The sequence below is a fragment of the Streptomyces sp. NPDC055099 genome (genome assembly GCF_053607685.1).
Genome location: NZ_JBSGUA010000004.1, coordinates 35,301 through 60,145 on the forward strand (window position 1 = coordinate 35,301; position 24,845 = coordinate 60,145).

The 24,845-nt window shown below is 70.5% G+C and carries 25 protein-coding genes, 1 tRNA gene and 2 pseudogenes; 12 read left to right on the forward strand and 16 right to left on the reverse strand.

What is annotated here, in order from left to right; genetic code table 11:
* Positions 1-42 precede the first annotated feature (42 nt).
* Positions 43-753, forward strand: a complete 711-nt coding sequence (locus ACWFRU_RS11540; RefSeq protein WP_453685928.1) for a heparin lyase I family protein — start codon at positions 43-45, stop codon at positions 751-753.
* A gap of 22 nt (positions 754-775) precedes the next feature.
* On the opposite strand, the gene ACWFRU_RS11545 is transcribed toward ACWFRU_RS11540, so the two are convergent.
* From ACWFRU_RS11545 to ACWFRU_RS11555, 3 genes are all read right to left on the reverse strand, one after another.
* Complete coding sequence (locus tag ACWFRU_RS11545; RefSeq protein ID WP_453685929.1) at positions 776-2,497, reverse strand: ABC-F family ATP-binding cassette domain-containing protein; 1,722 nt, start codon at positions 2,495-2,497, stop codon at positions 776-778.
* Positions 2,498-2,500: 3 nt separating this feature from the next.
* A complete protein-coding gene (locus ACWFRU_RS11550) occupies positions 2,501-2,983 on the reverse strand; it encodes a cupin domain-containing protein (protein WP_453685930.1) in 483 nt (160 codons plus the stop codon).
* A gap of 51 nt (positions 2,984-3,034) precedes the next feature.
* A tRNA-OTHER gene (locus ACWFRU_RS11555) sits at positions 3,035-3,154 on the reverse strand.
* 125 nt (positions 3,155-3,279) lie between these two features.
* Between ACWFRU_RS11555 and ACWFRU_RS11560 the strand changes: the two genes are divergently transcribed.
* Complete coding sequence (locus tag ACWFRU_RS11560; RefSeq protein WP_453685931.1) at positions 3,280-3,888, forward strand: GNAT family N-acetyltransferase; 609 nt, start codon at positions 3,280-3,282, stop codon at positions 3,886-3,888.
* 1 nt (position 3,889) lies between these two features.
* On the opposite strand, the gene ACWFRU_RS11565 is transcribed toward ACWFRU_RS11560, so the two are convergent.
* From ACWFRU_RS11565 to ACWFRU_RS11600, 8 genes are all read right to left on the reverse strand, one after another.
* Complete coding sequence (locus ACWFRU_RS11565) at positions 3,890-4,531, reverse strand: class I SAM-dependent DNA methyltransferase (RefSeq protein WP_453685932.1); 642 nt, start codon at positions 4,529-4,531, stop codon at positions 3,890-3,892.
* 11 nt (positions 4,532-4,542) lie between these two features.
* Entirely contained in the window at positions 4,543-4,989 is a 447-nt protein-coding gene (locus ACWFRU_RS11570; RefSeq protein ID WP_453685933.1) for a response regulator, read from the reverse strand.
* Positions 4,986-6,635, reverse strand: coding sequence for a sensor histidine kinase (locus tag ACWFRU_RS11575; RefSeq protein WP_453685934.1), 1,650 nt, complete (start codon positions 6,633-6,635; stop codon positions 4,986-4,988). Before ACWFRU_RS11575 ends, ACWFRU_RS11570 begins: the two co-directional genes overlap by 4 nt.
* Entirely contained in the window at positions 6,628-7,899 is a 1,272-nt protein-coding gene (locus tag ACWFRU_RS11580) for a PP2C family protein-serine/threonine phosphatase (RefSeq protein WP_453685935.1), read from the reverse strand. Before ACWFRU_RS11580 ends, ACWFRU_RS11575 begins: the two co-directional genes overlap by 8 nt.
* A gap of 276 nt (positions 7,900-8,175) precedes the next feature.
* The gene (locus ACWFRU_RS11585) at positions 8,176-8,745 is read right to left on the reverse strand and encodes a mycothiol transferase (protein ID WP_453685936.1); all 570 of its coding nucleotides are present in this window, start codon (positions 8,743-8,745) and stop codon (positions 8,176-8,178) included.
* A 33-nt stretch (positions 8,746-8,778) separates the two neighbouring features.
* Complete coding sequence (locus tag ACWFRU_RS11590; RefSeq protein ID WP_453685937.1) at positions 8,779-9,165, reverse strand: VOC family protein; 387 nt, start codon at positions 9,163-9,165, stop codon at positions 8,779-8,781.
* Positions 9,162-9,455: an ArsR/SmtB family transcription factor gene (locus ACWFRU_RS11595; protein ID WP_453685938.1), complete on the reverse strand. Its 294-nt coding sequence runs from the start codon at positions 9,453-9,455 to the stop codon at positions 9,162-9,164. Before ACWFRU_RS11595 ends, ACWFRU_RS11590 begins: the two co-directional genes overlap by 4 nt.
* Before the next feature lie 86 nt (positions 9,456-9,541).
* The gene (locus tag ACWFRU_RS11600) at positions 9,542-10,303 is read right to left on the reverse strand and encodes an IclR family transcriptional regulator (protein ID WP_453686757.1); all 762 of its coding nucleotides are present in this window, start codon (positions 10,301-10,303) and stop codon (positions 9,542-9,544) included.
* Between the two features lie 226 nt (positions 10,304-10,529).
* Between ACWFRU_RS11600 and ACWFRU_RS11605 the strand changes: the two genes are divergently transcribed.
* From ACWFRU_RS11605 to ACWFRU_RS11615, 3 genes are all read left to right on the forward strand, one after another.
* Positions 10,530-11,489, forward strand: coding sequence for a 5-dehydro-4-deoxyglucarate dehydratase (locus ACWFRU_RS11605; protein WP_453686759.1), 960 nt, complete (start codon positions 10,530-10,532; stop codon positions 11,487-11,489).
* A 68-nt stretch (positions 11,490-11,557) separates the two neighbouring features.
* A complete protein-coding gene (locus ACWFRU_RS11610) occupies positions 11,558-12,895 on the forward strand; it encodes a gluconate:H+ symporter (protein ID WP_453685939.1) in 1,338 nt (445 codons plus the stop codon).
* A gap of 77 nt (positions 12,896-12,972) precedes the next feature.
* Positions 12,973-14,304 (forward strand): enolase C-terminal domain-like protein, encoded by a 1,332-nt coding sequence (locus ACWFRU_RS11615; protein ID WP_453685940.1) that lies wholly within the window; start codon positions 12,973-12,975, stop codon positions 14,302-14,304.
* 9 nt (positions 14,305-14,313) lie between these two features.
* Here ACWFRU_RS11615 and ACWFRU_RS11620 read toward each other — a convergent pair whose 3' ends face one another.
* Positions 14,314-15,216 (reverse strand): TetR/AcrR family transcriptional regulator C-terminal domain-containing protein, encoded by a 903-nt coding sequence (locus tag ACWFRU_RS11620; RefSeq protein ID WP_453685941.1) that lies wholly within the window; start codon positions 15,214-15,216, stop codon positions 14,314-14,316.
* 115 nt (positions 15,217-15,331) lie between these two features.
* Between ACWFRU_RS11620 and ACWFRU_RS11625 the strand changes: the two genes are divergently transcribed.
* The 5 genes from ACWFRU_RS11625 (at position 15,332) to ACWFRU_RS11645 (ending at position 20,408) form a co-directional block, all read left to right on the forward strand.
* Positions 15,332-16,960: an MFS transporter gene (locus tag ACWFRU_RS11625; RefSeq protein ID WP_453685942.1), complete on the forward strand. Its 1,629-nt coding sequence runs from the start codon at positions 15,332-15,334 to the stop codon at positions 16,958-16,960.
* Between the two features lie 228 nt (positions 16,961-17,188).
* Entirely contained in the window at positions 17,189-17,761 is a 573-nt protein-coding gene (locus tag ACWFRU_RS11630; RefSeq protein ID WP_453685943.1) for an HPP family protein, read from the forward strand.
* 99 nt (positions 17,762-17,860) lie between these two features.
* Positions 17,861-18,694, forward strand: coding sequence for an aldo/keto reductase (locus ACWFRU_RS11635; RefSeq protein ID WP_453685944.1), 834 nt, complete (start codon positions 17,861-17,863; stop codon positions 18,692-18,694).
* A gap of 104 nt (positions 18,695-18,798) precedes the next feature.
* On the forward strand, positions 18,799-18,987 hold the full coding sequence (locus ACWFRU_RS11640; RefSeq protein ID WP_453685945.1) for a DUF6479 family protein: 189 nt from the start codon (positions 18,799-18,801) through the stop codon (positions 18,985-18,987).
* 20 nt (positions 18,988-19,007) lie between these two features.
* Positions 19,008-20,408: an NADP-dependent succinic semialdehyde dehydrogenase gene (locus ACWFRU_RS11645; protein WP_453685946.1), complete on the forward strand. Its 1,401-nt coding sequence runs from the start codon at positions 19,008-19,010 to the stop codon at positions 20,406-20,408.
* Here the strand turns inward: ACWFRU_RS11645 and ACWFRU_RS11650 are convergent.
* A pseudogene (locus tag ACWFRU_RS11650) lies at positions 20,402-20,968 on the reverse strand (TetR/AcrR family transcriptional regulator); the annotation flags it as partial. The gene ACWFRU_RS11645 and the pseudogene ACWFRU_RS11650 overlap by 7 nt on opposite strands.
* Between ACWFRU_RS11650 and ACWFRU_RS11655 the strand changes: the two are divergent.
* A pseudogene (locus tag ACWFRU_RS11655) lies at positions 20,956-21,204 on the forward strand (FAD-dependent oxidoreductase); the annotation flags it as partial. The pseudogenes ACWFRU_RS11650 and ACWFRU_RS11655 sit on opposite strands and share 13 nt — an antisense overlap.
* Before the next feature lie 25 nt (positions 21,205-21,229).
* On the opposite strand, the gene ACWFRU_RS11660 reads toward ACWFRU_RS11655, so the two are convergent.
* The 3 genes from ACWFRU_RS11660 to ACWFRU_RS11670 form a co-directional block, all read right to left on the reverse strand.
* Complete coding sequence (locus ACWFRU_RS11660; protein ID WP_453685947.1) at positions 21,230-21,652, reverse strand: hypothetical protein; 423 nt, start codon at positions 21,650-21,652, stop codon at positions 21,230-21,232.
* Between the two features lie 78 nt (positions 21,653-21,730).
* A complete protein-coding gene (locus ACWFRU_RS11665) occupies positions 21,731-22,696 on the reverse strand; it encodes an LLM class F420-dependent oxidoreductase (RefSeq protein ID WP_453685948.1) in 966 nt (321 codons plus the stop codon).
* A 108-nt stretch (positions 22,697-22,804) separates the two neighbouring features.
* Complete coding sequence (locus ACWFRU_RS11670) at positions 22,805-23,503, reverse strand: glycoside hydrolase family 16 protein (RefSeq protein ID WP_453685949.1); 699 nt, start codon at positions 23,501-23,503, stop codon at positions 22,805-22,807.
* A 498-nt stretch (positions 23,504-24,001) separates the two neighbouring features.
* Here ACWFRU_RS11670 and ACWFRU_RS11675 point away from each other — a divergent pair, with 498 nt between their 5' ends.
* Positions 24,002-24,817 carry an SAM-dependent methyltransferase gene (locus ACWFRU_RS11675; protein ID WP_453685950.1) on the forward strand — a complete coding sequence of 272 codons (816 nt, stop codon included), beginning with the start codon at positions 24,002-24,004 and terminating at the stop codon, positions 24,815-24,817.
* Positions 24,818-24,845 lie beyond the last annotated feature (28 nt).

The following is a 24,845-nucleotide window of genomic DNA, read 5'->3' on the forward strand; positions in this document are numbered from 1 at the left end:
CGCTTACCACGCGAGCCCCTCCCCCACTCGCAAGGAGCCCCCATGCGCAAGCGAACCGGCACGCTCACGGCCGCCGCGTCCTCTCTGGTCCTGATCACCGCCGCACCCGCCGATGCCTCCGTCATCTGGGACGGCGACGCATCCGGTGGGACCGGCGTGTTCTCCTCGACGTTGTGCGACTCGCCCGGCAGCGTCACCGCGCAGGACAACGGCGACGGCCGCGGGCAGGTCTTCAAGTTCAACAAGCCGCTCGGCCTGGAACGTTGCGAGGCGCACGGAATCAGCGTCGGCGGCTCGCGATACACCTTCAAGAACAACTCGACGTACTGGATCGGCTGGGACACCTCTACCAACACCCCGGACGCGGGCACGATCTTCCAGTGGAAGTCCTACGGCACCAACGACCAACACCAGCAGAACTACCCGGTGTTGATGAAGGTCGAGGGCGGCGCACTCAAGCTGTTCCACATAGAGGCCGGCGAGAAGTGGACCATGAAGTGGTCCACCCCCGTCACCACCAGCACGTACAAGCGCATCGTGCTCGGCATCCACACCTCCTCCGACGCCTCCGAAGGGTGGGTGTCGGCCTTCTACAACGGCACCAAGGTCGCCGAGTTCTCCGGCCGCACCTGGGACGACCTGGGCAATGACACCCGATTCGGGTCCTACGGCTCCGAGGTCAAGGACAAGCGCGTCATCAACTGGATCGACGGGCTCAAGGTCGGCACGGTCTACGGCGACGTGGACAACTGAGGGGGGTGTCGGCCGACCGGCCTCAGACCTGCTCGACCAGCCGCCCCCCGGACAGCTCCAGCAGGCTGCCCCGATGACGTTCCCGCACGGCCCGGTCGTGGGTGACCATCACGACCGGCCCGGTGAACTGCTCGACGGCTTCCTGGAGTTGCTCGACCAGCGCCAGGCTGAGGTGGTTGGTCGGCTCGTCGAGCAGCAGGAGGTGCGGGCGCCGCGAGAACAGCAGCGCGAGTTCGAGGCGTCGCAGCTGGCCCACGGAGAGCCGGTTGACCGGGACATCGAAATCCGAGGCCGTGAACAGGCCGAACCTGGTCAACTCCCGTGCCGCGTAATCGACATGGGCCACGCGGTGGGCGGCGAAGGCGGCCAGCACGCCGCGCCCCTCCCGGGCGAAGTCACTGTCCTGCGGCAAGTAGCCCACACGCAGCCCCGGTTCACGGACCACCACCCCGGCATCGGGCTCCCGTAGTCCTGCCAGGACGGTCAAGAGGGTGGTCTTGCCCGCGCCGTTCGCTCCGGTAATCACGTGCAGCGCGCCGGGAGCGAGCTCCAGGTCCACGCCCCGCACCACATCGCCGACGACCAGGCCCTCGGCCCGCAGCAGCACACCCCTGGTCTCCGATCCCTGATCCGACGCCTGCCCCGCCGCCGGGAACGGCGGCCGGAAGGACAGCGGCTCGGGCGGGCGTCGCACCTCCTCGTCAAGCAGCCGCGCCAGTTGCTGCCGGGCCGCGCGGGTGGCACGGGACGCGGCGGCCTGGGCACCGCCTCCGGCGAGGTTGTACGACAGCTTGTCGCTGTCGCGCATCGCGCCGAAGGTGCGGCCGGAGCGGCCCGCCCTGTCGAGCCGGCGCCGCGCCTCGGCCAGTTCCTGGCGCCAGTCGCGGTACTGCTGCCACCAGCGCGCCTGGGCCGCCGCGCGTTCGTCGAGATAGTCGCGGTAACCGCCGCCGTACCGCACGGTGGAGCCGCGAAAGCCGTCCAGGTCGACGATGGCGGTGACGGCGGCGTCGAGCAGCAGCCGGTCGTGCGACGCGATGAGGCACGGCCCCTGGTAGCGGACCAGCCACTGGACGAGCCAGTCCACCGCACGGTCGTCGAGGTGGTTGGTCGGCTCGTCGAGGAGCAGCCCGGCGGGTTCGGTGAGGACCAGTTCGGCCAGCGCCAGGCGGGATCGCTCGCCTCCCGACAGTGTCTCGGTGGGCCGACGCCGGTCCAGGCCGCCGAGGCCGAAGACGTCGAGGACCTCGCCGACGCGGGCGTCGAGTTCCCAGCCGCCGCGTCGGGCGAATTCGTCCTGGAGGCGACCGTAGTCGCCGAGCACATCGCTCAGATCCTCCGTGCCGGACGACATCAACTCCTCGGCGGTCCGCATCTGTTCGGCCATCTCGGCGAACTCGCCGGTCGCCCGCGCGATGACCGCCTCGATGGTCGCCCCGGCCGGGAAGCCGGGCTGCTGCGGCAGGAATCCCACCTGGCCCGCGACCGCCCGTACGACCTGCCCGCGCTGCGGCACGAGGTCACCGGCGAAGGCGCGCAGCAGCGTCGACTTGCCCCGGCCGTTCTCGCCGATCAGACCCACGCGTTCACCACGGGACACCTTCAGGGAGACATCGCGCAGCACCATGCGGTCCCCGAGGACGCAGTGCACGTTCTCGGCGAGGAGGTGCGCGGAGCGGTGGCCGTCGGCCAGGACGTCCTGCGCGACGGGTTGTTCCGGTCGGCCCGCCTTCGCGTGCGGCATCGGTCAGTCCACCAACGGCGTGGCGCAACGGGCGCAGTACCGGGCGTCACCTTCGGTGGCGAGCCGGCCGCAGCCGGGGCAGACGCGGCCGAGCAGGCACACCGGCTCACCCGCGTCGGAGACACCGTCCGGGCCGACACCCAGGGCCGGGCGGCGGCGATGGGAGGTCGTGTAGACGAGCCCTTGCTCCCCCGCGTCCACGCAACGGGTGAGGCCCGCGGGAAGCCAGGCCAGGGCGCCCGGTGCGAGCGGCCAGGAGTGGCCGGGCGTGCGCAGCTCTCCCGTACCGGTCAGGACGCCGAACAGGAGCCCGAACTCCTCCATGTGGTCGCCGAGGCTCGCCCCCGGGGCCAGCCGGACGACGGCGGCGTCCAGATCCCTCGCCTGTTCGCCGAGCGACCACACGACGCTGATCTGCCCCCGCCCCGCGGCCGTGGTCTGCTCCGGTCCGACGAACACCGCGGCGGCGGGGACAGGCGTGCTCATGCGAACTCCAGTCAGCGGAGGCGGACCTACGGCCTTCGTACGGGTCGGCTGCGGCACCGGCGGGATTCGAACCCGCGGAAAGGGAGAGGCAAGGCCCGCCCGGCTCCCGTCAGTCGGCGTACGGGGGGCTTCCCGCACGCCGATCGCATTGGGCCGCTCTGCCACGGCACCGCAACCTGCGGGACCGCGCGGTCCCGCTTCGCCGAGGATAGGTTCAGCGCGCGGCGGGAGCGAGTTGATTTCCCGGCATGGACCCGCCCCGGCAGTCCAAGATCATCGGGTGCAGAATGATCCGTATGTCAATGACGACTATGCCCAAGACGGCCACCATCGAGGATGCTTCGCAGATCGGCCGGACCCTGGCCCGTGCCTTCGACGACGACCCGATGATGCGCTGGTTCTTCCCCGACGACGCGACGCGCGAGTCGGGGCTCGGCCGCTATTTCTCGACGCTCTTCACCCGCCAGTACGTTCACCACGGCGTCTGCGAGCACACCGCGTCGGCGGCCGCGTACTGGGTGCCGCCGGGCGCGCAGGACAAGGCCGTTCCCGACGCGGAGACGATCCAGGAGCTCGTGGAGATACTGGGCGACCGGGCCGCGCTGTTCCAGGAGGCCGCGGCGGCCGCCGCCGCGCACGGCCCGAAGGAGCCGCACTGGTACCTGGCGGTGGTCGGCGCCGACCCGGCCGCCCAGGGCCAGGGGCATGGCGCCGCGCTCCTGCGCTCGGGGCTCGCCAAGGCCGACGCGGGCGGCCTGCCCGTCTACCTGGAATCCTCCAAGCCCTCGAACCTCCCCGTCTACGAGCACTTCGGCTTCACGGTGCTCGGTGAGGTCCAACTGCCGGGCGGCGGACCGACCTTGTGGGCCATGCGCCGCGAGCCCCGCCACCCGGCCGGCGCCTGAGCTAGCCGCCCGCGCGCATCAGGAGGTGGCCGCGGCGGAAGCGCTCGTCTTCTCCCGGTTCGCGCAGCATCCGTCCGACTTCCACGAATCCGGCCTCGCGGGCCAGTTCCGCGAGGCCGTCGACCGGCCACCGGTAGGCGGTCGTGACCTTGTGGTCGAACGCCGTGACCGGCCCGCCCTCCGACTCGAAGAACCCGAGCAACAGGTGGCCGCCGGGGGCCAGGACCCGCCGGAACTCGGCGAAGTACGGGGGCAGGTCCTTCGGCGGGGTGTGGATGACCGAGTACCAGGACACGATGCCGCCCAGCTTGCCGTCGGCCAGGTCCAGGGCGTCCATGGAGCCGACCTCGAACCTCAGGTCCGGGTGGTTCTCGCGCGCGAGGTCGATCATCACCGGCGACAGGTCGACGCCGAAGACGTCAAGACCCAGATCCCTCAGGTGCGCCGTCGTCCGCCCGGGACCGCAGCCCAGTTCGGCGACCGGCCCGGCCCCCGCGGACGCGAGTTCGGCGAAGGCGGCGAGCACCGCGCGATCCAGCGGGAAGGCGTCGAGCGCGCCGCGGGCGAGTTCGTCGTAGAGGGGGGCGACGGCCCCGTAGGCGTCCGCTGTCGTGGCGAGGTAGGAGGGGGAGGTCTCAGTCATGGAGGAGGAATCTACTGGCGCCGCGGCAGGCGTACCACCTGCACGAAGAAGTCATCGATCTGCCGTACCGCGGCGATGAACTGGTCCAGGTCGACCGGCTTGGTGACGTAGGCGTTCGCGTGCAGTTTGTAGCTGCGCAGGATGTCCTCCTCCGCTGCCGACGTGGTGAGCACCACCACCGGGATGTCCTGCAGGTCCGGGTCCGACTTGATCTTTTCGAGGACCTGGCGCCCGTCGTACTTGGGCAGGTTGAGGTCGAGCAGTATGAGGTCGGGCCGCGGCGCCGAGGTGTGTTCACCGCGCTGGTAGAGGAAGTCGAGCGCCGCCTCGCCGTCCCGGACCACGTGCAGGTTGTTGCGGATCTTGTTGTCCTCGAACGCCTCGCGCGTCATCAGTTCGTCGCCCGGGTCGTCCTCCACGAGGAGCACGTCGATCGGCGCGGCATCAGGGGTGGTCATGTCAGGGCCTTTTCCTCGTTGCGGAGTGCGGTGTTCTCGGTGGCGTTCTCTGCGGAGTCACCGTCGGCGTCGGTCCCGGCGTGGGACGGCAGGGTGAAGCACAGGCGGGTTCCCTCGGCCTGGCCGCTGTCGATCCAGATGTGTCCGCCGTGATGCTCGACGATCTTCTTGCACAGTGCCAGGCCGATGCCGGTGCCTCCGTAGGCGTCCCGGCCGTGCAGGCGCTGGAAGATCACGAAGACCTTCTCCGCGAACTCCTCGGGGATGCCGATGCCGTTGTCGGTGACGCTGAAACTCCAGGTGCCGGAGTCCTCGTCCTCCTCGCACGTGATCCGGATCCGCGGGGTGCGTTCGGGGTGGTGGAACTTGACGGCGTTGCCGACGAGATTCTGCCAGAGCATCGTCAGGAGCGTCGGGTCGCCGACGATCTCGGGGAGACTCTCGGGGCGTTCGACGATCGCACCGGTGTCACGGACGGAGGTCTCCAGATTGCCCAGGGCCTTGTCGAGGGCCTGGTCGAGGCCGACGGGCACTCTGGCGTCGTTGAGACGTCCGACGCGGGAGAAGGTGAGCAGGTCGTTGATGAGGACCTGCATGCGCTTGGCGCCGTCGACCGCGAAGTCGATGTACTGCTTGCCGCGGTCGTCGAGTGTGTCCCCGTACCGCTTCTCCAGGAGCTGGCAGAAGGAGGCGACCTTGCGCAGGGGTTCCTGGAGGTCGTGGGAGGCGACGTAGGCGAACTGCTCCAGTTCGGCGTTGGAGCGGCGCAGTTCCACGGCCTGGGCGTCCAGTTCGGCCGCCTGCTGGGTCAGCGCGTCGCGCTGACTGCGCGAGGCTCCCAGTTCCTCCACTATCTGCTGCCGCATGCCCTCCACGTCCGCGGCCACCGCCCTGAGGTCCGCGGGGCCGTCGATCGCGATGACGTGGTCGAAGTCGCCGCGCGCCACTTGGCGGGACGAGACGCGCAGCGCGTCCAGGGGCCGGGCCACCAGCGCGCGCACCAGGAACGCCAGGACGATCCCGGCCAGCAGGAAGACCACGACCATGGCGCCGAGGATCACGGTGCGCACCGTGCGCGAGCTGTCCAGCTCGTCCTTGCCGTCGTCGACGGCCTCGGCCAGGTCGGTGTTCTGTGTGGCCCACGCGGTGCGGATCTGGTCGAAGACCTTTTTGCCGCGGTCGGCGTCCGTCTCGGCGACGGCCTGTGGCCGGCCGGGTGTGACCTTGTCCACGAGGGGCTGGGCGTAGGCGCGCCGCCAGTCCGCCGCCTCCCGCTGGACCGTCTTGAGGTCCGCGAGGAGCCGGGGCTGGTCCGCGAGGAGCTTGCGGAGTTCGGCGGCGGCGCGGTCCTCGTCCCGCTTGCCCTGGGTGTAGGGCTGCAGGAACTGCCGGTCGGCGGTGATGGCGTAGCCCCGGACGCCGGTCTCCTGGTTCACCAGGGCGGCCTGCAGGCGGTACGTCTGCGTACGGGCGGGCTCCAGGCGGTCGACCAACTCGTCGGTCACGTCCGCGGTCTGCCCCAGCAGGCGGGCGCCGATCACGGTGCCGGCCACGACCAGGAGCACCATCAGGGCCAGCACCAGCTGGAACCAGCCCTGCACGGTCAGCCGCCGGCCGATCCGAGTTCTGCTCGTCGTCTCAACCATGGCGCTGTTCTCCGATGCTGCTCTTGTACCGGCCCTCGACGACGGATCGCGTCGGGCCCTCTTCTTCCCCGTGCCAGTGCAGGTGCACCACGGCCACGTCGTCGGCCAGACCGCCCTGCTCCTCGGCGAGGTCCTCGGCGCGCTGGATCAGCGTGTCGACGAATGCCTCGGGGGCCAGGTCGCCCAGCTCACGGGCGAGGCCCAGCAGTCCGTCTTCGCCCAGTCGCTCGCGTCCGTTTCCTATGTGCCCCTCGAAGAGGCCGTCGGTGAACAGCACCAGGGCCGATCCCGCGGGCAGGGTCAGTTGCTCGACCGGCCAGAGCGAGACACCGGGTGCGACGCCCAGGGCGGGGCCGCCGGGCGTCTCCACCCACTCGACGTCGCCGTCCGCGCCACGCAGCAGCATCCCGGGGTGGCCCGCGCGCGTCACGTGCGCGTGCGCCGCCCCGACCGGTACGGACAGGCTCGTCAGCGTGGCGAAGACGTACGGCTTCACCCGCTCGGCCAGCATGATCTCCTCCAGCCGGCCCACCTGTTCGGCGCCGGTGACACCGCTGAGCACCAGGGTGCGCCAGGCGATGCGCAGGGCCACGCCGAGGGCCGCCTCATCGGGCCCGTGGCCGGAAACGTCCCCTATGAGGGTGTGCACGGTGCCGTCCGAGCCCTGGACGATGTCATAGAAGTCGCCGCCCAGCAGGGCCTGGGCGCGGCCGGGGCGGTAGCGGGCCACGACGTCCACGCCCGCGCTGTTCAGGAGCGGCCTGGGCAGCAGACCGCGCTCCAGGCGGGCGTTCTCCTGTGCCTGCATCTGGCTGGCCTGCAGGGCGACGGCCGCCTGCTCGGCCTGCTTGCGCTGGATCGCGTAGCGCACGGCCCGGCCGAACAGCTCCGGCTCGACGCGGCCCTTCACGAGGTAGTCCTGGGCTCCGGCGGCCACGGCGGCGGAGCCGGTCTCCTCCTCGGCGAGGCCCGTGAGCACGACCACCGCGACCTGTTCGGCGCGCGACCGGATCATGGAGACGGCCTCAAGGCCCTGGGCGTCCGGCAGGTGCAGGTCGAGCAGCACGCAGTCCGGCACCTCCACGGTCAGTGACTCGCGCGCCTCGGCCATGGAACGCACCCATTGCAGCCGCATCTTCAGGGCACTGTCGGCGACGAGTTCCTCGACCAGGAGTGCGTCGCCGGGATCGTCCTCGACCAGCAGCACCAGCGGCGGCGACAGCTGACGGGTCGCCGCAGCATCACTTGCACCGGCCGAACGCACGCCGGAAGTCCATGGCTGTGACGCCACCGCTATTCTCCCGCCCTTCCCACCCGGTAAGTTCACCTGGCCCTGCGGCCGTTGCCGTCGGCACTTCCACAGCGACTATGCCGCAACGGCCGTCAAACGGTCTCCGGATCTTCGCACAATGCGCACACCGCTCGGTAGCCGACCGTCAAGGACGGGGAGCTGCCACCGAGCGGCACATGGGGGCGGGACGCGGGCAGGAAAGAGCACAAGGGGCATATACCCCGAAATCCTACGAGCAGGGCAATTGCGTCACTGCCCCACCCTGCCGTCGATGCACTCGCGCAACAGGTCGGCCTGCCCGCAGTGGCGGGCGTACTCCTCGATCCTGTGCACCATCAGCTCGCTAACGGCGAAGCCGTCCTTGCCCAGACGCTCCCCGAGGTCGGGGTGTCCGGCCAGTTCGGCGTCGAGCGCCGCCTGCTCGCGCGCCAGGTCGGCGTACGCGGCATCGACCACGGCCTGTTCGCCGACGGCGCCGTGGAAGTCCGCGTCGCGCTCGCCGTACAGCTTGGGCAGGGGTTCGCCGTCCCTGATCCAGTTGCGCCAGTCCCGTTCCACCTCGGCGAGGTGCCGCAGCAGGCCGAGCAGCGAGAGCGTCGACGGCGGGACCGAGCGCCGGGCCAGTTGCTCCGCGTCCAGGCCCTCGCACTTCATCTTCAGGGTCATGCGGTAGTTCGCCAGGAAGTCCTGCAGGGTCGCCAGCTCACCGTCGGGACTGACTCCGTCGCTGTTGCGCGGGTCGTCTTCCGGGTCCGCCCACATGTCGGGGTAGGTGGTGGCCTGGCTCCAGCGTTCGGGTTGGTCGCTCATGCGGGACATGGTCGTCCGCGTGGGGCCCGGCGCGCCACCGACTTAACCGCCGTGCTGGATCTGGATCAGGTTGCCGCAGGTGTCGTCGAACACCGCGGTGGTGACCGGGCCCATCTCCGTCGGCTCCTGGGTGAACGTCACGCCGAGCCCACGCAGCCGGTCGAACTCGGCGGTCACGTCCTCCACGGCGAAGGAGGTCACCGGGATGCCGTCCGCGACCAGGGCCGTCTTGTACGGCTGCACCGCGGGGTGGCCGGAGGGCTCGAGGAGCAGTTCGGTGCCGTGCGGGTCCTCCGGGGAGACCACGGTCAGCCAGCGGTCCTCGCCGACGGGGACGTCATGCTTCTTCACGAAGCCGAGCACGTCGGTGTAGAAGCGCGCAGCCTTCTCCTGGTCATCGACGAAAACGCTGGTCAGGTGGATCCTCATGGCGTGCGCTCCGGTGCTTGGGGCCTGAGCCATCGGGTCACGATGCACTCAAGCGGTTCGGTGTTCAGATCGTGGAACTTGTAGCGGCCCTCGCGTCGCGAACGGACCAGGCCGGCGGATTCCAGGACGGCCAGATGCTGGCTGATCGCCTGTCGGGACAGCCCGAGACCGTGGTTGTTCACCAGCCTGGCGCATATCTCGAACAAGGTCTGACCGTCCCGTTCCACCAGCCCGTCAAGGATGTACCGACGGGTGGGGTCGGCCAGCGCCTTGAACACATCGTCCGACATGACCACCACCATAGGCAAGTCGTCGCTTGCCTATCAAGTCGGAGTCAGGCCGCCTCCCACCGGCCGCACCAGACCGCGCCGGGCGATCAGCGCCAGTCAGGGGCGCCCGAGACGGGCGACAGCAGGCTTTCGATCTTCGTCTGGACCTCCCGCATGACGGCCACGACGCGGCTCTGGTGGTCGTCGGTGAGCCGGGCCACGGGCACCGAACAACTGATGGCGTCGACGGCCGGAGCGTCGTACCGCAGGGCGAAGCCGAAGCCGGCGATGCCGGTCACCGTTTCCTCGCGGTCGATGGCGTAGCCGCGCTCACGCACCCGGCCGAGGTCGGCGAGCAGGGCGGCGCGGTCGGTGTGCGTGCCGGGGGTGAATGACTCCAACCGGCCGTCAGGAAGCGGAAGTTCGCCGTCAAGCCGTTCTGCGAGCAGCGCCTTCCCCAAGGCTCCGGCGTGCGCGGGAACGCGGCGGCCGACCCGGCTGATGGTGCGCAGGTACTCGTGCGACTCACGGGTGGCGAGGTACACGACGTGCCGGCCGTCGAGCCGTGCCAGGTGGATCGTCTCGCCCAGGGCGTCCGACGCCTCGTCCAGATGCGGGCGGATGGCGCGCACCCGTGCGTCGCCGTCCAGGTAACTCGTGCCGGTGAGCAGGGTGCGGATGCCGATGCCGTAGAGGGAACCGGTGGTGTCCGTGCGCACCCAGCCGCAGTCGACGAGGGTCCGCAGCAGTTGGTACATGCTGCTGCGCGGCACGCCCAGTTCCTCGGCGAGTTCGTCCAGGCGGGCGGGCCGGTCGGCGCGCTCGGCGAGCAGTTCGAGGAGCGCCACGGTGCGCAGCGCCGACTTCACCCCGCGAACGCCCGCGCCCGTCCCGGAGTCCACCCCAGGGCCCGTCCCGGCCTCCGCCCTCGGGCCTGTTCCGGGGTCCGTCTCGCTCTGCGACATCCGCCCATCGTAGATCCGCCGCAGATCCGCGGCGTCTGGCCATTGACCCCCATCGTTCATGACTCTAGCCTCCATTCTCATACGTGGACGCCATCTGCATATAGAGATGAGATTCGTGAGCGCGCTCAGCATGGACAAGTTCGGTACGACGCCCCAGGACATCGCCCACCGGCTGCGGGAAGGCATGGCACGCGGCGTGCTGTCCTTCCCGCTCACGAGCATGGGAAGTGACGGCAGCCTCGACGCGGAGGCCTACCGGGCCTATCTGACGGCCCAGTTGGCGACGGAGCCCGGCGCGGTGTTCCCCGCATGCGGGACCGGCGAGTTCTTCTCACTGGACGAGGACGAGTACCGCACGGTCGTCAGGGTCACCGTCGAAGTCGCCGCCGGCCGCCTGCCCGTGGTGGCGGGCACCGGATACGGGTGGGCCCAGTCGCTGCGGTTCGCCCGGATCGCCGAGGAGGAGGGAGCGGACGCCCTCCTGGTCATGCCCCACTACCTGGTGGAGGCCTCGCAGACCGGTCTGGTGGAGCAGCTTCGCCGCATCTCCGCCGGCACCCGGCTCCCTCTCATCGCCTATCAGCGCGGCCAGGTCACCTTCACCGCCGACGCCCTGCGCGAGATCGCCGCCATCCCCACCGTCATCGGACTCAAGGACGGGCACAGCGACCTCGACCGGCTGCAGCGCCTGACCCTCGCCGCCCCCGACGGCTTCCTCTTCTTCAACGGCGCCGCCACCGCGGAGATCCAGGCCCGCGCCTACGCCACCGTCGGCGTACCCGCCTACTCCTCCGCCGTGCACGCCTTCGCCCCCGAGATCGCCGACGCGTTCTTCGCCGCGCTGCGGCAGCGGGACGACGCGGCGGTGGACCGGCTGCTGCGGGAGTTCTATGTCCCGCTGGTCGAACTGCGCGACCGGGCACCGGGATACGCCGTCGCCCTGGTCAAGGCCGCCGCCCGGCTGCGCGGCCTGCCGGTGGGCCCGGTGCGCGCGCCCCTCACCGACCCCGGCCCGGCCGACCTCGCCGACCTGGAGAAGGTCCTCGACGCCGGCCTTGACCTGGTCTCGGCCCCTCGCAGCAGGGCCTGAGCGCCCTGCCCTTCCTGACTTCCCCACCCCCCACACCGACTTGACCCACAGTTCAAAGGGGAACTGAAATGCCGCTCGTCGTAGTCGGGGTCAGCGTCTTGATCCTGTTGTTCCTCATGACCCGCCTGAAACTGAACGGCTTCGCCGCCCTCCTCCTCGTGGCCGTCGGCGTCGCGCTGGTGCAGGGGATACCGGTGGCCACGATCCCGGACATCCTCTCGGAGGGCATCGGCGGCCAGATCGGCGACACGATGCTGGTCATCGGGCTCGGCGCCATGGTCGGCCGTGTCATGGGGGACTCCGGCGCCGCCCAGCGCATCGCCAACAAGATGCTGGACGCCTTCGGACCGCGCTGGGTCCAGGTGGCCATGGTGGTCACCTCCATGCTCATCGGCGTCACCATGTTCTACGAAGTCGCCTTCATCATCATCGTGCCCATCGCGTTCACCCTCGTACGCGTCACGGGCGCGAAGCTGCTGTGGATCGGGCTTCCGATGTCGATCACGCTCTCCACGATGCACAGCTTCCTGCCGCCGCACCCCGGGCCCACCGCCGTGGCCGCCACGTTCCACGCCTCGGTCGGGCTGACCCTGGTCTACGGCCTGTTCATCGCGATACCCGCCGGCGCGCTGATCGCGCTGACGTGGCCCCGGCTGCCGTTCGTCAAGGCGATGAACCCCACCATCCCCACGGGCCTGGTCAGCGAGCACGAGTTCACCGACGAGGAAATGCCCGGCATGGGCTGGTCCCTGGCCGTGGCCCTCTTCCCCGTCGTACTGATCGCGGGCGCCTCGGTCACCGAGATGGCCACCTCCGCCGAAAGCCCGTTCCTGCACTTCGTCACCTTCATCGGCTCGGCACCGATCGCCCTGCTCCTGACCCTCCTCCTGGCGATCTGGGCGTTCGGGCCGCGCATCGGCCGCAGCCTTGCCGACGTCAGCGCCTCCTGTACGTCGGCGGCCAAGGCCATGGCCATGATCCTGCTGGTGATCGGAGCGGGCGGCGCCTTCAAGAACGTCCTCGTCGAAGGCGGCATCTCCGACCACATCAAGGACACCACCGACGGCTGGGCCATCTCACCGCTCATCCTCGCGTGGCTGATCGCGGTGATCCTGCGCATCGCCCTCGGCTCCGCCACGGTCGCCGTCGTCACCGCGTCCGGTGTCGTGCTGCCGCTCCTGGCGGGCAGCGGCGTCCACCCCGAGATGCTCGTGCTCGCCGTCTCCTGCGGATCGATCGCCTTCTCCCATGTCAACGACCCCGGATTCTGGCTGTTCAAGGAGTACTTCAACCTCTCCGTCATCGAGGCGATCAAGGTGCGCACCACCTATACGACGGTGCTCGCGATCCTCGGCCTCGGCGGCGTCCTCGCGGTGGAGTGGGCCCTGGACGTCCTGAGCCTGTGACCCGCGCACCCCTTCTTACCTCCCCCACCCGCTCTCACCCCTGAGCACCCGCTCTCACACCTGAGGAATCGCCGATCATGAACAGGCAGCCGATCGTCACCGCGTTCAGCGTCTACCCGGTCGCCGGCCGGGACTGCATGGAGCTCAACCTCTCCGGCGTCCACGGCCCCTACTTCACCCGCAACATCGTGGTCCTCAAGGACTCCGACGGCCGCACCGGCCTGGGCGAGGTGCCGGGCGGCGAGAAGATCACCCAGACCCTGCGCGACGCCGAGTCCCTCGTCGTCGGCGCCCGCGTCGGTGACTTCAAGCGCGTCCTGCGCGAGATCGGCGACCGCTTCGCCGACCGCGACGCCGGCGGCCGCGGCGCCCAGACCTTCGATCTGCGCACCGCCGTCCACGCCGTCACCGCCGTCGAGTCCGCGCTGCTCGACCTCCTGGGCCAGCACCTGGAGGTGCCCGTGGCGGCGCTGCTCGGCGACGGACAGCAGCGCGCCTCCGTGCGCGTGCTCGGCTACCTCTTCTATGTCGGCGACCCCGATCGCACCGACCTCGACTACGTCCGCGAGCCGAACGCCTCCGTCGGCTGGCACCGCATCCGGCACGAAGAAGCCCTGACCCCCGAGGCGATCGTCCGGCAGGCCGAAGCCGCCTACGACCGTTACGGCTTCCGGGACTTCAAGCTCAAGGGCGGCGTCCTGGCAGGCGCCGAGGAGGTCGCGGCCGTACGCGCCCTGAAGGACCGCTTCCCCCAGGCCCGCATCACCCTCGACCCCAACGGCGCCTGGTCCCTGCGCGAGGCGATCGAACTGTGCGCTCCCCTGACCGACACCCTCGCCTACGCCGAGGACCCCTGTGGCGCCGAGGGCGGCTACTCGGGCCGCGAGGTCCTCGCCGAGTTCCGCCGGGCCACCGGACTGCCGACCGCCACCAACATGGTCGCCACCGACTGGCGGCAGCTGACCCACGCCCTGGCCCTGCAGTCGGTCTCCATCCCTCTGGCCGACCCGCACTTCTGGACCATGCAGGGCTCCGTGCGCGTGGCGCAGTTGTGCAACGCGATGGGCCTCACCTGGGGGTGCCACTCCAACAACCACTTCGACATATCCCTGGCGATGGTCACCCACTGCGGGGCCGCGGCCCCCGGCGACTACAACGCCCTGGACACCCACTGGATCTGGCAGGAGGGTTTGGAACGCCTCACCACCGCCCCGCCCCGCATCGTCGACGGGGAGATCGCCGTACCCGAAGCCCCTGGACTTGGCGTCGAGCTCGACATGGACCGGCTCCTGGCGGCCCACGACCTCTACAAGGAGAAGGCCCTGGGCGCGCGCGACGACGCCACCGGCATGCGCTATCTCATCCCCGACTGGCAGTTCGACAACAAGCGCCCCTGCCTGGTGCGTTGACAGCTCCCCTCAGTGCCTGGCGATGAGCGCCTCGACCCCGTCCAGGAAGCGCTCGAGTCCGAACTCGAAGAGCGTGCCCAGTTCGAGATCGAAGTCGTCGTCGCCGAAGAGGTCGAGGAGGACCGGATAGGCCCCGCTGGACTGGATCGCGTCCATCCGGGGCTCGTTCGACGCCATCCACTCCTCGGGGGTCATGCCGGTGTCCTGCCGCGCCTGGGACTCCAGCTCCATGGCCAGGGTGACGCCTTGGGCGTACCCCAGCAGCGTGAGATGGACATGGATCATCTGGTACGGCGAGAGCCCGAGCCCGCTCAGGGCGCCAAGGACCCGCTCCGTGTAGCGCATCGCATGAGGTGAGGCCATCGGCCGGGTCAGTCCGGCCATGGCCCGCCCCAGCCAGGGGTGGCGCTCATAGCGTTCCCACAACCACCGTGCCTCCTGCGCCAGTTGGGCACGCCAGCCGTGCGGCCGCGGGCCCGAGGGCTCCTCGCTGAACACTGCCTCCGACATCAGCCGTACGAGCTCACCCTTGCTCGGGACATGCCGGTACAGCGCCATGGTGGAGGCCCCGAACTCGGCCGCGACACGGCGCATGGACAGCGCCGCCAGGCCCTCCGCGTCGGCGAAGGCGATCGCGGAGCGGATGATGCGTTCGCGCGTCAGCCCCTGCCCCGACGCGGCACCGCGTTCCCGCACGGGCTCCGCCACCACCGTGCCGACACCGGGCACGGCGCGCACCAGACCCTCCTGCTTCAGCGCGGTGAGCGCCTTCGTGGCGGTCGCCATCGCCACTCCCCATTCCTGGGTGATGTGCCGGGTGGAGGGGACCCGGTCGCCCGGAGCGAGAGCACCGGAGTCGATCCGGTGACGGATGTCGCGCGCGATGCGGAGATAGGGCGGGTCGGCGGTCATGACAGCACTGTACTAGTGCACTGGTGTGCCGCTTCGCCAGTTCAGCGGGGCCACCGGCGGAGGTGCACTAGGCCATTGTTTGCGGCATACGCGTCGACCCGATTCCGTGTCGGTCATGGAGAACACACCCCGCCCCCGCGCGGGCCGCAGGCAATGGTCCGCACTCGGCGTCCTGATGCTGCCCCTGCTGCTGGTCTCGATGGACGTCTCGATCCTCTACTTCGCCATTCCGTACATCAGTCAGGACCTGGAGCCCAGCGCCACACAGCAGTTGTGGATCCTGGACATGTACGGCTTCGTCCTCGCCGGGCTGCTCATCACGATGGGCGCCCTCGGCGACCGGATCGGCCGGCGCACGCTGGTGCTCACGGGCGCCGCCGTCTTCGGCGCCGCCTCGGTCGCCGCCGCCTACGCGCACTCGGCCGAACTGCTCATCGCCGTAAGGGCGTTGCTCGGGCTCGGCGGCGCCGCCCTGATGCCCTCGACGCTCGCCCTGATCCGCAACCTCTTCTGGGACGAAAAGCAGCGCCGCAAGGCGGTGACCGTGTGGACGGCCGTCATGACCACCGGCATCTCGCTGGGCCCCGTGGTCAGCGGCCTGCTCCTGGAACACTTCTGGTGGGGCTCGGTCTTCCTGATCAATCTGCCCGCCATGGTGCTGCTGCTCGCCCTGGTGCCGTTCCTGGTGCCGGAGTTCAAGTCGCCGCAACAGGGCCGCTTCGACGTCCTGAGCGCGGCGCTCTCGCTCGCCGCCCTGCTCCCCGTCATCTACGGCATCAAGGAGATGGCCCAGCACGGCTACGAGCCCCTGCCCGCCCTCGGCGTCACCTCGGGTCTGGTGCTCGGCTACGTCTTCGTGCACCGCCAGCAGCGCCTGGCGCACCCGATGATCGACCTCGGGCTCCTTGGCCGCCGCGCCTTCGGCGGCCCGATGGTCGCCAATCTCCTCGCCATGTTCGCCACGGTGGGCATGGCCGTCTTCCTCACGCAGTACCTGCAGTCCGTCCGCGGCATGAGCCCCTTCGAGGCCGCCCTGTGGAGCATGGTGCCGGCCGCGGGCATGGCCGTCATGGCTCCGACCGCGGCGGTGTTCGCGCAGCGTGTCGACCGCGCGTATGTCATGGGCGGCGGCTTCCTCGTGTCCGCCTGCGGCTTCCTGTGGCTGACCCAGGTGCACACCGACACGGCTCTCTGGGTCACCCTGGCCGCGGCCTCGGTCTACGCGGGTGGCCTGGTCGCCGCCATGACGCTCGCCAACGAACTCGCCCTGGGAGCCGCCCCGCCGGAGCGTGCGGGCTCGGCCGCGGCCGTCCTGGAGTCGGGCCAGGAACTGGGCGGCGCCCTGGGCATGGCGATCCTCGGCTCCATCGGCTCGGCGGTCTACAGCCGCGACATGGCCGACGCCCTGCCGCCCGGCATCCCGCAGGCCGACGCGGTACGCGAGACCCTGGGCGGGGCGACGACGGTGGCCGCGCGTCTCCCGGACGAGACGGCGCAGAGGGTGCTGTCGGCCGCGCGCGACGCCTTCACCCACGGGATGGGCTACGCCGCGATCGGGGCGGCCTGCGTCATGGCGGCGGCGGGCTTCTTCTCCTTCGCGCGGCTGCGGGGCACGGGCAGCACCGGGGCTGGTGCCGAAGGTGGTGCCGGTGCCGGAGCTGGAGCCAATGCCGGTGCCGGTGATCCTCGCGAGCCGCACAGCGCGCCCGGAGCCGCGGAACCGGCCGGGAAGGCACCCCACTGATCCCCCACTGATCCGTGTCACGCCTGGTCAGCAGGGTGGTCACGGGACCTGGCCGCAGGTCCCGTGACCGGGCTTCGTAGGATCTTGGGTGAGTACGCGGACGCCCCGACCCCGGGCCACGGCCGCCCCCGCGCTCGCTGCCGACCGCAGGGGCGGCCGTGGCGACTCCTGCCCTTTGTCATCCCGCCGTCCGGGTTTCCCGTCGGCTGAAGTCCGGAACGTCCTTACTTGAGCACCGACGAAATGATCGAGGCGCCGCCCGCGCCTGTCCCGCCGAGCCCGCCCCTCCCCGTCCGTCCCCGCATCCTGCCCCGCCTCGTGGGCCGCGCCCCCGCCCCGCCGCCGACGAGCACCACCCTGCACAACATCAGCGCCGTCACCGCGGTACTGCTGGCCCTGGTGGCGGTCGGTTCCGTCGTCCACGAGCCGGTGCTCATACCCCCGCTGGCGGCATCCGCGGCGATCGTGCACAGCGCTCCCGGGCTGGCCCTTGCCCAGCCGCGCAGCGTGATCGCGGGGCACCTGCTGTGCGCGGGTGTCGGGTACGCGATCCTGGCGGCGTTCGGCAGCGCCCCATGGGCCGCGGCGCTGGCCGCGGGCCTCGGCCTCGCCGTGATGACCGTGGCGCGCACCCCGCACTCACCGGCCTGCGCCACCGCGGTCGTCATCGTCCTGCACCACCCCCGGCCCGCGACGTTCGTGCCTCTGCTCGCCGGGGCGGTCGTCGTGCTCGTCCTCGCGGGGTGGGCGGCCTCGTGCGCCCGGCCCGGCGCGCCGCGCTATCCCGCGTACTGGTGGTGAGCGGTTGTGCGTCGGCGTACGGCAGTGTGAAAGTCACGGCGTGACGTCCGTGGCCCGCACACGCGGACGTACACGCGAAGACACGAGAAGGGACATGCGATGACAGCGGCCAAGACGGTGACGTTCCCCTCCGGAGTGAGCGTGCCCGCCCTGGGCCAGGGCACCTGGCGCATGGGCGACGACCCCGCGCGCCGCGCCGAGGAGCTCGCCTCCCTCCGCAGGGGCCTGGACCTGGGCATGACGCTGATCGACACCGCGGAGATGTACGGCAGCGGTGCCTCGGAGGAGCTGGTCGGCGAGGCGATCCGCGGGCGGCGGGACGAGGTGTTCCTGGTGAGCAAGGTGCTGCCGTCGAACGCCGACGCCCGCGGCACCGTCGACGCCTGCCAGGCCAGCCTGCGCCGCCTGGGCACCGACCGGATCGACCTGTATCTCCTGCACTGGCGGGGCGGGGTGCCCCTCGCCGAGACCGTCGAGGCCCTCGAAGGTCTGGTGAGCAGCGGCAGCATCGGCGCCTGGGGCGTGAGCAACCTCGATGTCGACGACCTCTCGGAACTCCCCGACGGGGCCCTCCCGCAGACGGACCAGGTGCTCTACAACCTCACCCGCCGCGGCCCCGAGTACGACCTCTTCCCCTGGTGCCGTGAGCGTGCGGTGCCTCTGATGGCGTACTCACCGCTGGAGCAGGGACGCCTGCTCGGTCAGCGGGCCCTGGAGTCCGTGGCATCGGAGCACGGCTGCACCCCGATGCAGGTGGCGCTCGCCTGGGTGCTGCGGCACGACGACGTCATCGCCATCCCGAAGGCGTCCACCCCGGCGCACGTGGAGGAGAACCACGGCGCCCTCGACGTCAGCCTCACCGAGGCGGACCTCAAGGCACTGGACGCCGCGTTCCCGGCGCCGGTGCGCAAGGAGCCCCTGGAAATTCTCTGATCACCCCGGGCGGGGGAAGTGTGCGCTCCACATGTCAGGGCACTCGCACGTCCTGCGCATGCTTCCCCGCGCAGGTCGCTCTAGGGTGAATTCGGAGGCCGTACATGACCCTCGCCGCAGGCGGATCCTCGTCACTGTTGCTGATCATCGGCGTGGTGATCGTCCTCGTGCTGCTCGCCCTCTTCTGGTTCGGACGGCGGCAGGTCACCCGGCGCCCCAACCCACCGCAGGAGCCCCAGCCGCGCGCGAACTCCTGGGAGGAGCCCCACCAGGGTCCCTCGCAGTCGCGCTAGGCGTCCCGAGGAGGAACGGCATGCCCATCGCCACGGTCAATCCCGCCACCGGCGAGACACTCGAGACCTTCGAGCCGCTCGAGGACGCGGAGGTCGAGCGCCGGGTGGCGGCGGCCCACGCCGCGTTCGGCCACTACCGCACCAGCGCCTTCTCCGAGCGTGCCCGGCTCATGAACCGGGCCGCGGACCTGCTGGAAGAGGACAACGCGTCCATCGCGCGGACCATGACCACCGAGATGGGCAAGCCCATCAAGGCGGCCAGGGCCGAAGCGGCCAAGTGCGTGAAGGCCATGCGCTGGTACGCCGAGCGCGCCGAGGGCCTGCTGGCGGACGAGCACCCCGATCAGGCCGACGTCGAGGACTCCGGGGCGAGCCGGGCGATCGTCCGCTACCGCCCGCTCGGCGTCGTGCTCGCGGTGATGCCGTGGAACTTCCCGCTGTGGCAGGTCGTACGGTTCGCCGCGCCCGCCCTCATGGCGGGCAACGTCGGTCTGCTCAAGCACGCGTCGAACGTGCCGCGGACCGCCCTGTACCTCGAAGACCTCTTCCGCCGCGCCGGGTTCCCCGAGGGCTGCTTCCTGACGCTGCTGATCGGCTCGGGCGCCGTCGAGGGCCTCCTGCGCGACGACCGGGTGGTCGCCGCGACCCTCACCGGCAGCGAACCGGCAGGACGCTCGGTGGCCTCCACCGCGGGCGACGAGATCAAGAAGACCGTCCTGGAACTGGGCGGCAGCGACCCCTATCTCGTGCTGCCGAGCGCCGACGTCGAGCGTGCCGCCGCGACCGCGGTGACCGCCCGGGTGCAGAACAACGGCCAGTCCTGCATCGCCGCCAAGCGCTTCATCGTGCACACGGACGTCTATGACGCCTTCCGGGAGCGTTTCGTCGCGGGCATGCGGGAGTTGACCGTCGGTGACCCGGCGAGCGAGGACACGGACGTCGGTCCGCTCTCCACCGAACAGGGCCGCGCCGACCTGGAGGAACTCGTCGACGACGCGCTCACCCACGGCGCCACCGCGCTGTGCGGCGGCCAGCGCCCCAATGAGCAGGAGCGGGGCTGGTACTACTCCCCCACCGTCCTCGCCGACGTGACCGAGCAGATGCGCATCCACCGCGAGGAGGCGTTCGGCCCGGTCGCCACGCTCTACCGCGTGGCGGACCTGGACGAGGCCGTGACCCTGGCCAACGACTCGCCGTTCGGCCTCAGCTCGAATGTGTGGACGCGCGACGACGCGGACATCGAACGCTGCGTACGGGACCTCCAGGCAGGCGGCGTCTTCTTCAACGGCATGACCGCCTCCCACCCCGGCCTGCCCTTCGGCGGCATCAAGCGCTCGGGCTACGGACGCGAGCTGGCGGGCCACGGCATCCGCGAGTTCTGCAACGCCACGACGGTCTGGCACGGCCCGACCGATCAGTGACCGGCCGTGACGCCGGTCAGGATGAGGTCGATCCCGGCGAGGAACTCCGCCCGGTCGTCGTGCACGCGTAGCTGGTCCGCGACGCTGCGGAGGAACGCGTACTCCTCGGGGTCGAGGTCGGACCACGCGGCCGCGGCGGCGTCGAGGAAGTCGGTGCGGCTCGTGTCGGGTCGGCGTGCCTGGTGTGCGCGTGCGTCGGCCGCGTTCTGGCCGCCCACGCCGAGGATGTAGTTCAGGAACGCGGACGCGGCCGTGAACTGGGCCGGGCGAGGTACGTCGAGCGCCTGGGCCTGGCGTCCGATGTGTTCGAAGACCCGCAGCATCGGCGACTGCCCCGGGGCGCGGGAGAGTTGTGTACCGACCCACGGATGCGCCTCGATCGCGTCGAACACGCCGAGCGCGAGGGCGCGGATCGCCTCCTGCGGCGTCGCCTCGGTGGTGTCGGCGGCCACGGTGTCGGCGATGACGGCGTCGGTGGCGGCGTTGAGCAGCTCCTCCTTGCCCGCGACATGCCAGTAGATCGCGCCGGGTCCCGTGGCGAGGCGCCCTGCTCGGCGACGCCGCCCACCTCGCCGCGCCGACCGGCGAGGGCGCCAACCTGGCCATGTACGACGGCGCCGAACTCGGCAAGGCCATAGCCACGAACCCGCGAGACATAGAGGCCGCCCTCACCTCATACGAGCAGGCCATGTTCCCCCGCAGCGCCGCCGCCGCGGACGGCGCCCGGCTCCACGAGCTCCTCTTCGGCGACGACGCGCCGCACGGCCTGGTCGCCATGTTCGACGGAGGCGAGTGACCCCCGCCGGAGTACGCCCTGCCGCTCAGTGGCCCGGCAGCGGCGGCTCACCCTCTTCGGCGCCCGTCAGGCGCAGTTGGACCTGCACCTCCTGGTCACCCGACACGTTGCCCCGCGGCGAGACCACGAAGGCCGATTCGAGCGTGGACCGCAGCCGGTCCACCGCCACCGGGCTGCCCTGGAGGTCGGCGGTGACCGGCCCCGCGAGCAGCACACCGCGAACCGGTCCCGTACTTTCGGCGGCGAGGAAACCGCCGGTCCAGACGGCGGGGCGGGGCTGTTCCGTGCGGTGGGGCGCGTCCTCGCCGCGGTCGGAGGGGAAGTGGGTGCGCAGCACCCCGAAGACGGCGTCCGCGTCGGCCGCGGAGCACTCGCCGAGTACCACTTGCACCAGGTCCGGGGAGTCGGACTGGGCGGTGGGGGTTGCCGGGTCGGGTGTGTCGTTCACGCTGTGCTCCAGTGGGGTCGCGGGGCCTGATGTGTGATCACGGGTACCCGATGTGCGGGCAGGTATCTGAGGTGATGCTCAGAGCTCGCGCAGCGCGGGCAGCAGCTTCTTCTCCGCCCAGTCGATGAAGGGGCGCTGCTGGTCGCCGCCGACCTGGACGAGGGCGACTTCCGTGAAGCCCGCCTCGACGAAGGGGCGTACGGCCTCCACGAAGGTGTCGACGTCGTCGCCGCACGGGACCTGCTTCGCCATGTCCTCGCGGGTGACGAACTGGGTGGCGCCCGCGAAGCCGGAAGGACCGGGGAGTTCGGAGTTGACGGGCCAGCCGCCGACCGACCAGCGGAACTGGTCGTGCGCGCGGGCGATGGCCGCGTCCTTGTCGGTGTCGTAGCAGACGGGGAGCTGGCCGACGCGGGGCTTGCCGCTGCCGCCGTGCCGGTCGAAGGATTCGACCAGGTCGCCCTTGGGCTCGGTGGCGATGACCAGGTCGGCCTTGCGCCCGGCCAGCGCGCAGGACCGTCCGCCGGAAACGGCCACTCCAATGGGCGGCAGCTTGTCGGGGACATCCCACAGGCGGGCGTTCGACACGTCGAAGTGGGTGCCCTGGTGATTGACGTTGTCGCCGGTGAACAGCGCGCGGATGATGTCCACCGCCTCCTCCAGCATCTCCAGGCGCACCTGCGGCGACGGCCAGCCCGCGCCGACGACGTGCTCGTTGAGGTTCTCGCCCGAGCCGAGGCCGAGCCGGAAGCGGCCCTCGGAGAGGAGCTGCATCGTCGCGGCCTTCTGCGCCACCACGGCGGGGTGATATCGCACCGTCGGGCAGGTCACGTACGTCATGAGCGGAATCCGCGAGGTCGCCTGCGCCGCCGCGCCGAGCACGCTCCACGCGTAGGGCGCGTGTCCCTGCGAGTCGAGCCAGGGGAAGTAGTGGTCCGAGGTGACGGAGAAGTCGAACCCGGCCTGCTCCGCCGCGACGAGGTCGTCGACGAGGGCACGGGGGCCCGCCTGCTCGGTCATCATCGTGTAGCCGATTTGCACCATATTTGTACGCTTTGCCGAACTGCTCCCGCTGAAACCTCACCGTTCGCGCACGCGTAAGACCGCCACGCCCGCCCCACGGCAGCACTCGGGCTCGGGTGCCCTCCCGATCTACTTCCAGTCGTACGCGTAGGCGGCGACCCAGGTGATCTCCAGCTGCGCGCTGCTGCCGGGCGCCGCGCCCGGGCCTTCCAGCGCGCTCTCGTTCTGCAGGATCCAGGAGAGCGGCCGGTCGGGGACGCCCCGGGTGTCGTGTCCGGTCTCCCGTCCGTCCACGAAGAAGCGCACATGTCCCGGGGTCCATTCGGTCGACACCGTGTGCCATTCGGTCCACGTGTCGGCGCCGCGGAAGTAACCCTGTTCGCCGCCGCCGCACGGATGATGGAAGGCGGTGAGGGACCCCGACCAGTTCCCCTCGGGGTGGTCCATCTCGCAGCCTCCGCCGTAGTGCAGCCAGGCCGACTTGTAACCGGGGGCCGGCTTGGTCACCTTGATGCGGGCGCTGTACTTGCCGTACTTCATCTGCATGACAGCGCGCGGTACGACAGCGGCGGCGTGCACGGGACCTCCGTCGGCGGGCCGCCACATGCGGATGCGCATACGGCCGTCACCGTTCTCCGCAGGGCCCACGCTCACGGTGTCCTCCGGGTGGTAGACACCGACGACATCACGCCCGCGATCGTTGGAGGTGTCACGCCAACCGGTCGGGTAGGCCCACCAGTTGTCGCGATAGGCGCCGTCGAGGCCGTCGCAGTAGGCGGCGGAGGTATCGGCATGATGATCACAGTCACTGAATGCCCCCAGCGGCACCCGATCACCATTGAAGTCCTCGGCCACGACCTGCCAGAACGGCCCACAGTCGCCACGCGGCAGCTCGGTCCCGACGCTGCCACAAGCATCGGCCGAACGCGGCGCTCCCCCCGCACTCGGAATGGACAACAGGGCGGCGAGCATCGCGCCACCAAGCGCCACAACGATGACCGGCCTACGCCGCCGCCCGGCCGCCGCGTGTAATCCCATCGCGATGCCCTCCCTACCGGGCACCCAGACCCCACAGAGCCTGACGGGGCGCCCGCGCGAGGGAGACATCTTCGCGGAGGCGGCGGGGTCCCGCCATGGAGCCGACACGACCGGCTGCCGCAACGTCCGATTCTCCTGCTCGTCGTGCCCGGGATCGTGTTGGCCTGGGGAGAAACGGAACAGGCAGATGCCGCGCCGAGAGCATGAACTGGTGTACGCGTTCGTGCGGTTGGGACGTAGGTTGTGTGTTGAACAGTTCTCGCCTCGGTGGAAAGACGGACGCTACCCATGACCGACCACGCCACGACGCCCGGACCTGCGGCGCATCAGAAGATCGACTCATCGGTGCCGCACTCGGCCCGGATCTGGAACTACTGGCTTGGCGGGAAGGACAACTACCCCGTCGACGAAGAGGCCGGCGACGCCTACAGCGCTGTTTTCCCCGGCATCGTCACCGTTGCCCGCAGCAGCCGCGCCTTCCTGCGCCGCAACATCACCTATCTGGTGTCGGAGGCGGGCATCACGCAGTTCCTGGACATCGGGACCGGGCTGCCGACTGTAGACAACACCCATGAGGTGGCCCAGCGGCTCGATCCCAGCACCAGGATCGTGTACGTCGACCACGACCCGATGGTCCTCGCGCACGCCCGTGCCCTGCTGACCTCCACGCCCGAGGGCGCGACCGCGTACGTGGACGCCGATCTCTCCGACCCCGACCGCATCCTGGCGGCCGCTGCGGAGACGCTCGACCTCTCCCGCCCCACCGCGCTGATCCTCAGCAACATCCTGGGCCACGTCGCCGACTACGACCAGGCGCGTGCCATCGTCACCCGCCTGGTGGACGGCCTGCCCTCCGGCAGCTATCTCTCCATCAACGACGGCTCCCGAGGCACCGACACCGCCTACGAACAGGCCCAGGACGCCTACAACGAGACGGGCGCCGTCCCCTACTTCCTGCGCCCCGTCGAGCAGATCACGGCGTTCTTCGACGGCCTGGAACTCCTTGAGCCCGGTGTGGTCTCGGTTCCCTTCTGGCGCCCCGCCCCCGACTCCCCCACCCCGGAGCCCATCGGCGAGCACGGCGGCCTCGCCCGCAAGCCGTGACGTACGTGACGTGACGTGATGTGACGTG

What these genes read in the sequence shown, in the direction of transcription:
- ACWFRU_RS11550 (WP_453685930.1), bottom strand. Translation starts at nt 2,983, where the DNA reads ATGAGCACGCCTGTCCCCGCCGCCGCGGTGTTCGTCGGACCGGAGCAG.
- ACWFRU_RS11560 (WP_453685931.1), top strand. Translation starts at nt 3,280, where the DNA reads ATGTCAATGACGACTATGCCCAAGACGGCCACCATCGAGGATGCTTCG.
- ACWFRU_RS11585 (WP_453685936.1), bottom strand. Translation starts at nt 8,745, where the DNA reads ATGTCCCGCATGAGCGACCAACCCGAACGCTGGAGCCAGGCCACCACC.
- ACWFRU_RS11615 (WP_453685940.1), top strand. Translation starts at nt 12,973, where the DNA reads ATGAACAGGCAGCCGATCGTCACCGCGTTCAGCGTCTACCCGGTCGCC.
- ACWFRU_RS11665 (WP_453685948.1), bottom strand. Translation starts at nt 22,696, where the DNA reads ATGGTGCAAATCGGCTACACGATGATGACCGAGCAGGCGGGCCCCCGT.
- ACWFRU_RS11645 (WP_453685946.1), top strand. Translation starts at nt 19,008, where the DNA reads ATGCCCATCGCCACGGTCAATCCCGCCACCGGCGAGACACTCGAGACC.
- ACWFRU_RS11605 (WP_453686759.1), top strand. Translation starts at nt 10,530, where the DNA reads ATGGACAAGTTCGGTACGACGCCCCAGGACATCGCCCACCGGCTGCGG.
- ACWFRU_RS11640 (WP_453685945.1), top strand. Translation starts at nt 18,799, where the DNA reads ATGACCCTCGCCGCAGGCGGATCCTCGTCACTGTTGCTGATCATCGGC.
- ACWFRU_RS11620 (WP_453685941.1), bottom strand. Translation starts at nt 15,216, where the DNA reads ATGACCGCCGACCCGCCCTATCTCCGCATCGCGCGCGACATCCGTCAC.
- ACWFRU_RS11590 (WP_453685937.1), bottom strand. Translation starts at nt 9,165, where the DNA reads ATGAGGATCCACCTGACCAGCGTTTTCGTCGATGACCAGGAGAAGGCT.
- ACWFRU_RS11565 (WP_453685932.1), bottom strand. Translation starts at nt 4,531, where the DNA reads ATGACTGAGACCTCCCCCTCCTACCTCGCCACGACAGCGGACGCCTAC.
- ACWFRU_RS11625 (WP_453685942.1), top strand. Translation starts at nt 15,332, where the DNA reads ATGGAGAACACACCCCGCCCCCGCGCGGGCCGCAGGCAATGGTCCGCA.
- ACWFRU_RS11575 (WP_453685934.1), bottom strand. Translation starts at nt 6,635, where the DNA reads ATGGTTGAGACGACGAGCAGAACTCGGATCGGCCGGCGGCTGACCGTG.
- ACWFRU_RS11610 (WP_453685939.1), top strand. Translation starts at nt 11,558, where the DNA reads ATGCCGCTCGTCGTAGTCGGGGTCAGCGTCTTGATCCTGTTGTTCCTC.
- ACWFRU_RS11570 (WP_453685933.1), bottom strand. Translation starts at nt 4,989, where the DNA reads ATGACCACCCCTGATGCCGCGCCGATCGACGTGCTCCTCGTGGAGGAC.
- ACWFRU_RS11635 (WP_453685944.1), top strand. Translation starts at nt 17,861, where the DNA reads ATGACAGCGGCCAAGACGGTGACGTTCCCCTCCGGAGTGAGCGTGCCC.
- ACWFRU_RS11595 (WP_453685938.1), bottom strand. Translation starts at nt 9,455, where the DNA reads ATGTCGGACGATGTGTTCAAGGCGCTGGCCGACCCCACCCGTCGGTAC.
- ACWFRU_RS11675 (WP_453685950.1), top strand. Translation starts at nt 24,002, where the DNA reads ATGACCGACCACGCCACGACGCCCGGACCTGCGGCGCATCAGAAGATC.
- ACWFRU_RS11545 (WP_453685929.1), bottom strand. Translation starts at nt 2,497, where the DNA reads ATGCCGCACGCGAAGGCGGGCCGACCGGAACAACCCGTCGCGCAGGAC.
- ACWFRU_RS11540 (WP_453685928.1), top strand. Translation starts at nt 43, where the DNA reads ATGCGCAAGCGAACCGGCACGCTCACGGCCGCCGCGTCCTCTCTGGTC.